The organism is Pseudomonas hormoni (assembly GCF_018502625.1).
GTDB classification, from domain to species: domain Bacteria; phylum Pseudomonadota; class Gammaproteobacteria; order Pseudomonadales; family Pseudomonadaceae; genus Aquipseudomonas; species Aquipseudomonas hormoni.
In genome coordinates this window covers 5,811,437-5,823,845 of sequence record NZ_CP075566.1, presented here as the reverse complement: position 1 = coordinate 5,823,845, position 12,409 = coordinate 5,811,437, and the positions used below count along the sequence as shown (strand labels likewise).

Annotated in this window: 10 protein-coding genes, 2 tRNA genes and 1 rRNA gene; 8 read left to right on the top strand and 5 right to left on the bottom strand. The window is 56.5% G+C overall.

The features are described from left to right. Positions 1-2: 2 nt before the first annotated feature. The 5 genes from KJF94_RS27140 to KJF94_RS27120 all read right to left on the bottom strand — a co-directional run bounded on the left by KJF94_RS27140 (position 3) and on the right by KJF94_RS27120 (position 4,860). A tRNA-Ala gene (locus KJF94_RS27140) sits at positions 3-78 on the bottom strand. Between the two features lie 28 nt (positions 79-106). Continuing rightward, positions 107-183: transfer RNA gene (locus KJF94_RS27135), tRNA-Ile, on the bottom strand. Positions 184-265: 82 nt separating this feature from the next. Then, positions 266-1,802 (bottom strand): 16S ribosomal RNA (locus tag KJF94_RS27130). Positions 1,803-2,444: 642 nt separating this feature from the next. Beyond that, positions 2,445-3,665 carry a CaiB/BaiF CoA transferase family protein gene (locus tag KJF94_RS27125; RefSeq protein WP_214380080.1) on the bottom strand — a complete coding sequence of 407 codons (1,221 nt, stop codon included), beginning with the start codon at positions 3,663-3,665 and terminating at the stop codon, positions 2,445-2,447. A gap of 13 nt (positions 3,666-3,678) precedes the next feature. Further along, the gene (locus KJF94_RS27120) at positions 3,679-4,860 is read right to left on the bottom strand and encodes an acyl-CoA dehydrogenase (protein ID WP_214380079.1); all 1,182 of its coding nucleotides are present in this window, start codon (positions 4,858-4,860) and stop codon (positions 3,679-3,681) included. A gap of 157 nt (positions 4,861-5,017) precedes the next feature. On the opposite strand from KJF94_RS27120, the gene KJF94_RS27115 reads away from it, so the two are divergent. The 8 genes from KJF94_RS27115 (at position 5,018) to KJF94_RS27080 (ending at position 12,383) form a co-directional block, all read left to right on the top strand. Further along, a complete protein-coding gene (locus KJF94_RS27115; RefSeq protein WP_214380078.1) occupies positions 5,018-5,917 on the top strand; it encodes a LysR family transcriptional regulator in 900 nt (299 codons plus the stop codon). 436 nt (positions 5,918-6,353) lie between these two features. Next, a complete protein-coding gene (locus KJF94_RS27110; protein WP_214380077.1) occupies positions 6,354-7,475 on the top strand; it encodes a Re/Si-specific NAD(P)(+) transhydrogenase subunit alpha in 1,122 nt (373 codons plus the stop codon). A gap of 15 nt (positions 7,476-7,490) precedes the next feature. Then, positions 7,491-7,814 (top strand): NAD(P) transhydrogenase subunit alpha part 2, encoded by a 324-nt coding sequence (locus tag KJF94_RS27105; RefSeq protein ID WP_017335806.1) that lies wholly within the window; start codon positions 7,491-7,493, stop codon positions 7,812-7,814. Next, complete coding sequence (locus KJF94_RS27100; RefSeq protein WP_214380076.1) at positions 7,814-9,247, top strand: NAD(P)(+) transhydrogenase (Re/Si-specific) subunit beta; 1,434 nt, start codon at positions 7,814-7,816, stop codon at positions 9,245-9,247. The genes KJF94_RS27105 and KJF94_RS27100 overlap by 1 nt, the downstream gene beginning before the upstream one ends. 180 nt (positions 9,248-9,427) lie before the next feature. Beyond that, positions 9,428-10,921 carry a succinyl-CoA:acetate CoA-transferase ScpC gene (gene scpC / locus KJF94_RS27095; protein ID WP_214380075.1) on the top strand — a complete coding sequence of 498 codons (1,494 nt, stop codon included), beginning with the start codon at positions 9,428-9,430 and terminating at the stop codon, positions 10,919-10,921. 319 nt (positions 10,922-11,240) lie between these two features. Then, positions 11,241-11,456, top strand: coding sequence for a DUF1127 domain-containing protein (locus KJF94_RS27090; RefSeq protein WP_007947887.1), 216 nt, complete (start codon positions 11,241-11,243; stop codon positions 11,454-11,456). A 255-nt stretch (positions 11,457-11,711) separates the two neighbouring features. Beyond that, entirely contained in the window at positions 11,712-11,921 is a 210-nt protein-coding gene (locus KJF94_RS27085) for a DUF1127 domain-containing protein (protein ID WP_214380074.1), read from the top strand. A gap of 144 nt (positions 11,922-12,065) precedes the next feature. Beyond that, a complete protein-coding gene (locus KJF94_RS27080; protein ID WP_214380073.1) occupies positions 12,066-12,383 on the top strand; it encodes a DUF2388 domain-containing protein in 318 nt (105 codons plus the stop codon). Positions 12,384-12,409 lie beyond the last annotated feature (26 nt).

Below are 12,409 nucleotides of genomic sequence, written 5' to 3'. Positions count from 1 at the left end.
AGTGGTGGAGCCAAACGGGATCGAACCGTTGACCTCCTGCGTGCAAGGCAGGCGCTCTCCCAGCTGAGCTATGGCCCCGTATTGCTACAGGATCCCACACAAAAATTGGTGGGTCTGGGCAGATTCGAACTGCCGACCTCACCCTTATCAGGGGTGCGCTCTAACCAACTGAGCTACAGACCCAATTTCGGGCTGCTTCTTATCGTCTTCTTCAATGAATCAAGCAATTCGTGTGGGAACTTATGGAGCAGCTGATGTCGTCGATTAAGGAGGTGATCCAGCCGCAGGTTCCCCTACGGCTACCTTGTTACGACTTCACCCCAGTCATGAATCACACCGTGGTAACCGTCCTCCCGAAGGTTAGACTAGCTACTTCTGGTGCAACCCACTCCCATGGTGTGACGGGCGGTGTGTACAAGGCCCGGGAACGTATTCACCGCGACATTCTGATTCGCGATTACTAGCGATTCCGACTTCACGCAGTCGAGTTGCAGACTGCGATCCGGACTACGATCGGTTTTCTGGGATTAGCTCCACCTCGCGGCTTGGCAACCCTCTGTACCGACCATTGTAGCACGTGTGTAGCCCAGGCCGTAAGGGCCATGATGACTTGACGTCATCCCCACCTTCCTCCGGTTTGTCACCGGCAGTCTCCTTAGAGTGCCCACCATTACGTGCTGGTAACTAAGGACAAGGGTTGCGCTCGTTACGGGACTTAACCCAACATCTCACGACACGAGCTGACGACAGCCATGCAGCACCTGTCTCAATGTTCCCGAAGGCACCAATCCATCTCTGGAAAGTTCATTGGATGTCAAGGCCTGGTAAGGTTCTTCGCGTTGCTTCGAATTAAACCACATGCTCCACCGCTTGTGCGGGCCCCCGTCAATTCATTTGAGTTTTAACCTTGCGGCCGTACTCCCCAGGCGGTCAACTTAATGCGTTAGCTGCGCCACTAAGAGCTCAAGGCTCCCAACGGCTAGTTGACATCGTTTACGGCGTGGACTACCAGGGTATCTAATCCTGTTTGCTCCCCACGCTTTCGCACCTCAGTGTCAGTATCAGTCCAGGTGGTCGCCTTCGCCACTGGTGTTCCTTCCTATATCTACGCATTTCACCGCTACACAGGAAATTCCACCACCCTCTACCATACTCTAGCTTGTCAGTTTTGAATGCAGTTCCCAGGTTGAGCCCGGGGATTTCACATCCAACTTAACAAACCACCTACGCGCGCTTTACGCCCAGTAATTCCGATTAACGCTTGCACCCTCTGTATTACCGCGGCTGCTGGCACAGAGTTAGCCGGTGCTTATTCTGTCGGTAACGTCAAAACAGCAAAGTATTAATTTACTGCCCTTCCTCCCAACTTAAAGTGCTTTACAATCCGAAGACCTTCTTCACACACGCGGCATGGCTGGATCAGGCTTTCGCCCATTGTCCAATATTCCCCACTGCTGCCTCCCGTAGGAGTCTGGACCGTGTCTCAGTTCCAGTGTGACTGATCATCCTCTCAGACCAGTTACGGATCGTCGCCTTGGTGAGCCATTACCTCACCAACTAGCTAATCCGACCTAGGCTCATCTGATAGCGCAAGGCCCGAAGGTCCCCTGCTTTCTCCCGTAGGACGTATGCGGTATTAGCGTCCGTTTCCGAGCGTTATCCCCCACTACCAGGCAGATTCCTAGGCATTACTCACCCGTCCGCCGCTCTCAAGAGAAGCAAGCTTCTCTCTACCGCTCGACTTGCATGTGTTAGGCCTGCCGCCAGCGTTCAATCTGAGCCATGATCAAACTCTTCAGTTCAAACATCTTTGGGTTTTTAAGAAACCCTAAACTTGGCTCAGCAATCGTTGGTTACATCTTTGATTTCTCGCGGAGTAACTTGTGATGCTGATAATCTTGTTGACTATCAGTCTGACTCCACAAGCACCCACACGAATTGCTTGATTCAGTTGTTAAAGAGCGGTTGGTTAAGATCTTTCGTCTCAACCGAGGCGCGCATTCTACAGCGTCCTCTGTATCTGTCAAGCGGTTATTTTCAGAAGTTTTCAAAGTTTCCTTTGCAACTTCAACCACTTGCGCTTCCGATCTCTCGTTAGCGGGAGGCGAATTCTACAGCGTTGTTCGCTGCTGTCAACACCTCTTTTTCTCCGCTTTCGACCGAGACGATCGAACCGTCAAAAGAGCCCAACAACACCGCTCTTTCAACTCCTTCCAGGCCTCGATGAACTGAAGCAACTCGCTACCGAAAACTGCGTAACTCTTTGTTTACCAAGGAGTTTTCCGTTTCGACTGCGCCGGAAGTGGGGCGAATTATAGACTTCCAGAATCTGCCGTCAACCCCTGATTTGGCTTTTCTATCAATAACTTGCAGAAAGCCAGGAAACAGCCTGTTTCCCTCTATATAGGAGAGGGAAACCACTCCCCCCTATATAGAAGGAATCCTCAGAGCACCCCAGCCTCTTTGAAAGCAGCTACCACACCAGCGTCCAGACCCAACACCCGCTGCAATACCTCCGACGTATGCTCACCCAGTAAAGGAGGCGCATTGCGGTATTCCACAGGAGTCACGGACAAACGAATCGGACTCGCCACCTGCGGCACCATTCCAGCCAGAACATGAGGCAGCTCGATTGCCAGCCCGCGTGCCTTCACCTGAGGATCGGCAAACACCTGAGCCAGATCATTGATCGGGCCACACGGCACGCCTGCCTGCTCCAGCTGCGACACCCACTCAGCAGTGGTCTTGAACACCGTAGCCTGGCGGATCAACGGAATCAGCAGCGCCCGATTCGCCACCCGCAACTTGTTGGTCGCAAAGCGCGGATCATCCGCCCACTGCGACTGTCCGGCCACTTCCGCAAATTTGCGGAACTGCCCATCATTACCCACAGTGAGGATGAAATCGCCATCTGCCGTAGGAAAGTCCTGATAAGGCACGATGTTCGGATGCGCATTACCAAGACGCTTCGGCGCATTGCCGGTCGTCAGATAATTCATCGCCTGGTTGGCCAGACAGGCCACCTGAACATCCAGCAACGCCATATCGATATGCTGACCGCCACCGTCATGATCCCTATGAGCCAGTGCTGCAAGGATCGCCACAGTCGAGTAAAGCCCGGTCAAAATGTCCGTTAGCGCCACTCCGACTTTCACCGGCCCCGCCCCCTCATCTCCTTCCGGCCGACCTGTAAGGCTCATCAGGCCGCCCAAGCCCTGGATCATGAAGTCATAACCCGCGCGCTTGGCGTAAGGGCCAGTCTGACCAAACCCCGTGATCGAGCAGTAGATCAGATTCGGATTGGCGGCCTTGAGCGACTCATAGTCCAGCCCATAAGCCGCCAGACCGCCAACCTTGAAGTTCTCGATCAGGATGTCCGACTTGGCCGCCAGCTCACGCACCAACTTCTGCCCCTCCGGGCGCGTGAAGTCGATGGTTACGGATTGCTTGTTGCGATTGGCCGACAAGTAATAGGCGGCCTCGCTGGTGTTCTCGCCATAGGCGTCTTTAAGGAACGGAGGCCCCCAGGCGCGCGTGTCATCGCCATTGCCGGGACGCTCGACCTTGATCACCTCGGCGCCAAGGTCCGCCAGTATCTGCCCGGACCAGGGCCCGGCCAGCACCCGCGATAAATCCAGTACCCGTAGATGCGAAAGCGCGCCCATGGTCGTTCTCCTATTAATAGAACGCCTGGAGGCCGGTCTGCGCACGACCGAGGATCAGCGCGTGGACGTCATGCGTACCTTCGTAGGTATTCACTACTTCCAGGTTGACCAGGTGACGGGCCACGCCGAACTCATCGGAGATACCATTACCTCCCAGCATGTCGCGCGCCATCCTGGCAATGTCCAGAGACTTGCCACAGGAGTTGCGCTTCATCATCGAAGTGATCTCGACCGCCGCCGTGCCTTCATCTTTCATGCGACCCAGACGCAGGCAGCCTTGCAGCGCCATGGTGATCTCGGTCTGCATGTCGGCCAGTTTCTTCTGGATCAGCTGTGTAGCGGCCAGCGGGCGACCGAACTGCTGACGATCCAGGGTGTATTGGCGAGCGGTGTGCCAGCAGAACTCCGCAGCGCCCAAGGCGCCCCAGGAAATGCCGTAACGCGCAGAGTTGAGACAAGTGAAAGGGCCTTTCAAACCACGGACGTCAGGGAAGATGTTTTCTTCAGGGACAAACACGTTGTCCATGACGATCTCACCGGTGATGGACGCACGCAGGCCGACCTTGCCGTGGATCGCCGGAGCGCTCAGGCCTTTCCAGCCTTTTTCCAGAACGAAGCCACGGATGTCGCCCGCATCATCCTTGCCCCAGACCACAAACACGTCGGCGATCGGGCTGTTGGTGATCCACATCTTGCTGCCGGTCAGGCTGTAGCCGCCTTCCACTTTGCGTGCACGAGTAATCATCGAGCCCGGGTCGGAACCGTGGTCAGGCTCGGTCAGACCGAAGCAACCGATCCACTCGCCCGTTGCAAGTTTTGGCAGGTACTTCTGCTTTTGGGCTTCAGTACCGAATTCATTGATTGGCACCATCACCAAAGAGGACTGCACGCTCATCATCGAGCGATAACCCGAGTCGACGCGCTCGACTTCACGGGCAATCAAACCGTAGCTGACGTAGTTCAGGCCGCTGCCGCCATACTGCTCAGGAATGGTTGCGCCCAGCAGGCCGACTTCGCCCATCTCGCGGAAGATTGCCGGATCGGTTTTCTCATGACGGAATGCTTCAAGAACACGCGGCGCTAGCTTTTGCCGAGCGAACTGCTCGGCGGTGTCGCGGATCATGCGTTCTTCTTCAGTGAGCTGTTGATCCAGCAGCAGGGGATCAATCCAATTGAAGCTAGCTTTACCGCCCATGAGTGTGTCCTCTCGAATCGGGTCAAATAACGTGGACTGATCCTAGGCCCGGTTCGGCGTCACGGCAAACGAGGATTTTGCATACTGTTGTGCTAATTTCTCACTCCGTAACGTCGCGAAAAAGCTTTTGTGCGATGTATTAGTGAGGTTGATGTACATGCGCAGAAAAATTCCCAGCACAACAGCCCTGATCAGCTTTGAAGCGGCTGCACGCCACGAGAGTTTTACCAAGGCAGCCCAGGAACTTTCACTCACCCAAGGCGCGATTTGCCGACAGATCGCCAGCCTTGAGGAGTTCCTCGGCGTGGAACTGTTCCGACGCTCCCGGCGCGGGGTCAAGCTGACGGAAGCAGGACTTTCCTACAGCCGCAGGGTCGCCACCCAACTGGACGCCGTTGAGCGCGACACGTTGTCGGTCATGGGCCAGCAAGGCGCCAACGTGATCGAACTGGCCGTCGTGCCCACCTTCGGCACCCAATGGCTGTTGCCAAGACTCAAGGATTTCCAGCAAAGACATCCGGAAGTGACCGTCAATCTCACCAACCGCACCCGCCCCTTCCTGTTTGCCGACACCGTCTTCGATGCGGCGATCTATTTTGGCGATGCAGACTGGTCGGGTACTGAATCCCACAGGCTGATGGGCGAAAATCCGATGCCCGTGTGCAGCCCCACCCTACTGGGCAAAAAGACAAACCTCACACCCGCTGAAATTGCCGAACTGCCACTACTGCAACAGACAACCCGCCCCTACGCCTGGCGTCAATGGTTCAACTCACAAAACCTAAATATCCCGCGCGACATGACAGGACCGCGCTACGAGCTATTCTCCATGCTTGCCCAAGCGGCGATGCACGACATGGGGATAGCCTTGATCCCGCCGTTCCTGATTCAGCGCGAACTGGCGGAGAAGCGACTGGTGATTGCCAACGCTCAGGCACTGTCCAGCATCAAGGCGTATTACTTGATGATCCCTGAGCGAAAGGTCGAATCTGCGTCCTTGAAGGCATTTCGAGACTGGTTGGTGAATCAGGCGCAGAGCTACAGCCTAGAAGGATAGAGGCTTAGCGCCGTTAACTGACCCCGTAGTCAGCAAATTGAAAGCCCTACAGATATAAGTATTTGTCGCATATTCGCAGACTGTACCAAAAAGCGGTACAAACGTCCCACAAGCGCCTGAAGACGTGGCCTTGAGCCGCTATTGAGCAGCAATACCACCTCATTCACCGTGCCGATGTGTAAATTCTTGAAATTCGGCCAAAATCCTTACAAGGCACGGCCTGCAAGGGATTGAGGCGGTCGGTTGCGACATTCGGTCACGGGGTGACTTGTAGTTAATTTTCCGTCACCCGTCATAATCCCTTGAAGGGCACAAAGTTCGCCTGCAAAATGCCGCGCCCCGCCCAGATTTGGCGGGATCGTGCTGATCGGCCGCCCCCAGCCGCACCATCCGAAGTGCCTGGGTTTACTCAATAAGATCACGCAGGAGATTTGACGTGCACATTGGTGTTCCTCTCGAAACCCAGACCGGTGAAACACGGGTTGCTGCAACCCCTGAAACCATCAAGAAGCTGATCGGCCAGGGTCATAAGGTCACTGTGCAAAGCGGCGCCGGCATTAACGCCAGCGTTGTCGACAGTGCTTATGAAGCGGCTGGCGCAATTATTGGCAGCGCCAACGATGCATTTGGCGCCGAGCTGATTCTCAAGGTGGTCGCCCCCAGCGACAGCGAGCTGACGCTGATTAAAAGCGGCACCGTTGTGGTGGGCATGCTCAACCCGTTCAGCAATGAAACCATTGCCAAGCTGGCTGAGTGCGGCATTACCGCGTTCGCACTGGAAGCTGCGCCGCGCACCTCCCGCGCCCAAAGCCTGGATGTGCTGTCCTCCCAGGCCAACATCGCCGGCTACAAAGCCGTGTTGCTGGCCGCTCACCATTATCCACGCTTCATGCCGATGCTCATGACCGCGGCGGGTACCGTTAAAGCGGCACGCGTGCTGATTCTTGGCGCTGGTGTAGCCGGTTTACAGGCAATCGCTACGGCGAAACGTCTGGGTGCGGTGATCGAAGCGTCTGACGTGCGTCCTGCGGTTAAAGAGCAGATCGAATCCCTCGGCGCCAAGTTCGTCGATGTGCCTTACGAGACCGATGAAGAGCGTGAATGCGCCGTCGGTGTTGGCGGTTACGCACGTCCAATGCCAGCAAGCTGGATGCAGCGTCAGGCCCTGGCCGTGCACGAGCGCGCCAAGCAGGCTGACATCGTCATCACCACCGCACTGATTCCCGGCCGCAAGGCACCGACACTGTTGAGCGCGGAAACCGTCGCGCAAATGAAACCCGGTTCCGTGGTCATCGACCTCGCAGCGGCTCAGGGCGGCAACTGCCCGCTGACCGTGGCGGATCAGGTGGTGGTCGAGAATGGCGTGACCATTTGTGGCCCGACCAACCTGGCCGGCGCGGTCGCGGCAGATGCTTCGGCCCTGTACGCACGCAACCTGCTGGACTTCCTGAAGCTGGTCTTCAATAAAGAAGGCCAGTTCGAAGTGAACCTCGAAGACGACATCGTCGCCGCGTGCCTGATGTGCCGCGACGGCCAAGTCATCCGCAAAAACGCCTAAGCAGGGATTCAGACGATGGAAGAGCTTATCTCCCCCGGTATCTACAACCTGATCATCTTCGTGCTGGCGATTTATGTCGGTTATCACGTGGTCTGGAACGTTACACCTGCACTGCACACGCCGTTGATGGCCGTGACCAACGCCATCTCGGCGATCGTAATCGTCGGCGCCATGCTGGCGGCGGCATTGACTGTCACGCCTCTGGGCAAAACCATGGGCACCCTGGCGGTGGCTCTGGCGGCGGTGAACGTTTTTGGTGGCTTCCTGGTAACTCGCAGGATGCTTGAGATGTTCAAGAAGAAAGCCCCGAAAGCGGTAAAAGAAGAGGCGTCCAAGTAATGAGCATGAACCTTGTCACGACGCTCTACTTGATCGCGTCCATCTGCTTCATCCAGGCCCTGAAAGGCCTGTCGCACCCGACCACGTCGCGGCGCGGCAATCTGTACGGCATGCTCGGCATGGCGTTGGCGATCCTCACTACCGTAGGCCTCATCTATAAGCTGGGCGCAGAGCTTGCCACCGCCGGCATCGGATATGTCATCGTCGGCCTGCTGGTCGGCGGCACGGCCGGTTCGATCATGGCCAAGCGCGTAGAAATGACCAAGATGCCGGAACTGGTCGCCTTCATGCACAGCATGATCGGGATGGCCGCGGTATTCATCGCCATTGCGGCGGTGGTCGAGCCGCAATCGCTGGGCATCGTCAAACAACTGGGTGATTCGATTCCTGCCGGTAACCGCCTGGAGTTGTTCCTCGGCGCTGCGATTGGTGCAATCACCTTCTCCGGTTCGGTGATCGCGTTCGGCAAGCTCTCTGGCAAGTACAAGTTCCGTCTGTTCCAGGGCGCACCGGTACAGTTTAGCGGTCAACACAAACTGAATCTGCTGCTGGGTTTGGCGACGCTCGCGCTGGGCATCACCTTTATGATGACCGGTAACCTCAGCGCTTTCGCGTTGATGCTGGCGCTGGCCTTCGTGATGGGCGTGCTGATCATCATCCCGATCGGTGGCGCGGACATGCCGGTGGTGGTATCTATGCTCAACAGCTACTCCGGCTGGGCAGCAGCGGGTATCGGCTTCTCGCTGAACAACTCGATGCTGATCATTGCAGGCTCGCTGGTGGGTTCGTCCGGTGCGATCCTCTCGTACATCATGTGCAAGGCGATGAACCGCTCCTTCTTTAATGTGCTGCTCGGCGGTTTCGGCAATACGGCTGAAGCAGGCCCGGCTGGCGCCAAGGAAGCCCGCCCGGTGAAATCCGGTTCGGCTGACGATGCGACCTTCCTGCTGACCAATGCCGATACCGTGATCATCGTTCCGGGTTACGGCCTGGCGGTAGCACGGGCGCAGCATGCTCTGAAAGAGCTGACCGAGAAGTTGACCCACCGCGGCGTGACCGTGAAATACGCGATTCACCCGGTGGCCGGTCGGATGCCTGGTCACATGAACGTCTTGCTGGCCGAGGCCGAAGTGCCTTATGACCAGGTGTTCGAGATGGAAGACATCAACTCCGAGTTCGGTCAGGCCGACGTGGTGCTGGTGCTCGGTGCGAACGACGTGGTCAACCCGGCCGCGAAGAACGATCCGAAATCTCCGATTGCCGGCATGCCGATTCTCGAAGCGTTCAAAGCCAAGACCATCATCGTCAACAAGCGTTCGATGGCCAGCGGTTATGCCGGCCTGGACAACGAACTGTTCTACCTCGATAAAACCATGATGGTCTTCGGCGACGCCAAGAAAGTCATCGAAGACATGGTCAAAGCCGTCGAGTAAAAAATGCTCCAACGCAATACCCAAAACCTCAGCCTTTAGTAGGCTGGGGTTTTTTTATTCCCCGTGAAACCCGACCAAAGGCTCTAAATCAGGGCTCGGCATTCGACCATGGTAGCGGGACGGATTTTTTTCAAGCCACTAGACTGCACACCTTGCTTCCGTTACCCGAGATAACAACCCATGTACCGTGATCGTATTCGCTTGCCTTCGTTGTTGGATAAGGTGATGAGCGCCGCCGATGCTGCCGCTCTGATTAAGGACGGCATGACCGTCGGCATGAGTGGTTTCACTCGCGCCGGTGAAGCCAAGGCCGTGCCTCACGCGTTGGCCGAACGCGCCAAAGTCACCCCGCTGAAAATCACATTGATGACCGGCGCCAGCCTGGGCAACGACCTCGATAAACAGCTCACCGAAGCCGGCGTTCTTTCGCGACGCATGCCATTCCAGGTCGATAGCACTTTGCGCAAGGCGATCAACGCTGGCGAAGTGATGTTCATCGATCAGCACCTCTCGGAAACCGTGGAGCAACTGCGCAATCAGCAGCTGAAACTGCCCGACATCGCAGTGATCGAGGCCGTGGCGATCACCGAACAAGGCCACATCGTACCGACCACTTCGGTGGGCAACTCGGCCAGCTTCGCGATTTTCGCCAAACACGTGATCGTCGAGATCAACCTGGCGCACAACCCGAACCTCGAGGGTTTGCACGACATCTATATCCCGACGTATCGCCCGACCCGCACGCCGATTCCGCTGGTGAAGGTCGACGATCGCATTGGCAGCACCGCCATTCCGATCCCGCCAGAAAAAATCGTCGCAATCGTCATTACCAATCAGTCCGACTCGCCGTCGACTGTGCTGCCGCCAGACGTTGATACTCAGGCCATTGCCGACCATCTGATCGACTTCTTCAAGCAGGAAGTAGCGGCCGGGCGCATGACCAACAAACTCGGCCCATTGCAGGCCGGCATCGGCACTATCGCCAACTCGGTGATGTGCGGCCTGATCGACTCGCCGTTCGAAGACCTGACCATGTACTCCGAAGTGCTACAGGATTCGACCTTCGACCTGATCGACGCCGGCAAGCTGAGTTTTGCCTCAGGCAGCTCGATCACCTTGTCGAGCCGTCGTAACGCCGATGTGTTCGGTAACCTGGAGCGCTACAAGGCCAAGCTGGTCCTGCGCCCGCAGGAAATTTCCAACCACCCGGAAGTGGTGCGCCGGCTCGGTATCATTGGCATCAACACCGCGCTGGAGTTTGATCTGTACGGCAACGTCAACTCCACCCACGTGTGCGGCACGCGGATGATGAACGGTATCGGTGGCTCGGGCGACTTCGCGCGCAACGCGCACCTGGCCATTTTCGTGACCAAGTCGATCGCCAAGGGCGGCGCGATCTCCAGCGTGGTGCCGATGGTCAGCCACGTCGATCACACAGAACATGACGTCGACATCCTCGTGACCGAGGTCGGCCTCGCGGACTTGCGCGGGTTGGCGCCGCGGGAACGGGCTCGCGTCATCATCGACAACTGCGTGCATCCCGATTACCGCCAAGCCCTGGATGGCTACTTCACTGCCGCCTGCGCACTCGGCGGGCACACGCCGCATATCCTGCGTGACGCACTGAGCTGGCACATAAATCTGGAAGAAACCGGGCGGATGCTCGCCGTGTAATTGGTACAGATAGCGGCTGACGCAAACACAGTTTCGTCAGCTTGCTATTGCCAGGCAGAAAAGTGCTTAAAACTGTACTGCTGTACCGGTCATTTCCTACCGTATTTGCCTACCTTACCGACCTTAATCCTAATAAATGCACCACATAAGTGCAGATAGGTACAGTTGCCTCAATTTTGACCAGTACACCACTCTTTAACAGTTAACTGGTCCCTCACAATACAGGTGAACTGTATCTAGAGAGACTGGCCAAACGAGAGGATCATTGGCATCAGTTAAACCACTACCTAATCCCGCCACAAGCGGAAGGATGAAAACCATGGAACGTACACTCAGTTCCGATCTGTTCTTCGAAGACACCGCTGCAAAAACCCAGGCTTCCATGCCTCTTCGCGTTATCGCCAACCTGATGCTGTGGCAGCGCCGCATCTCCAGCCGCCATCAACTGGCTCGTCTGGATTCGCGTCTGCTGGCTGACGCCGGGATTAGCGAAGCACAACGCTACGAAGAGCTGAGCAAGCCGTTCTGGCGCTAAGTTAGCGTCGCTGGCTCTGACCTGTAGGGTCAACCGCCAGCACCCGAATTGAATAAACAAGACCCGTCGTGGGAAACCACGACGGGTTTTGTCGTTTTGGGCCACGGAATCCTCAAAACAATAATCACAACCCTGAACAGGTACAGTTATCAAGAATACCAAACTGAACCAGTACAATTTCACTTGAGTGTGTCTGTCTCGAGATGTCAGTCGGGATCATCATGAAGTCCCGACCTGCCAGCAAAAGGACTGCACATGGATCACTTACTGGATCTTGCCGCTACCACCTCGCAATCCAAACCTCGGTTTACTTCGCTTAGACGTCTGATCAGAGGCTTCACCGACAGCCTGGAGAGGGCCAGAACCCGTCGGTTACTGGCGCAACTCGATGGCAGGCAGCTATCGGACTTGGGCATCAGTCAGTCCGATCGTGTCAGGGAACTGGATAAACCGTTCTGGCGTTGATGTCCGCTTCAACAGACGGGACAGTGCGAACCGTTGCCTACGGGCCTAATATCAACTCAGAAAGTGGCGATGACTGCGCGACAGGCGTCTGACTCAACAGATACCGCGCCACCTCTCAATTGATTTACCCAAAGGAGTTACACCATGTCCCGTCTTCGTCTGCTCAGCGCTGCAGCCCTGCTTGCCGTGGCTGCCAATTCCCACGCCACCAGCTTCATCGTGACCACCGATGCCGTCGTCGGTGCGCTCAAGGCAACGTCCGACGCCACTTCCGATGTCACGTCGTCCTTTCGCGATGACAAAATCGTCCGCGCCGCCCGTGACGACGCCGCCAGCTTCGTCGCCAGCGAAGGCGCCATTCGTGGCGTGAAACTGGAAAGCGCACTCGACCACATTCGCCATCAGGTGCCAGGGTTGAACGCAACGGACGCTCAACTGGCTCAGGCTATTCTGACTATCTAAGCGTCTTCTCTGACGTGGGACACGTC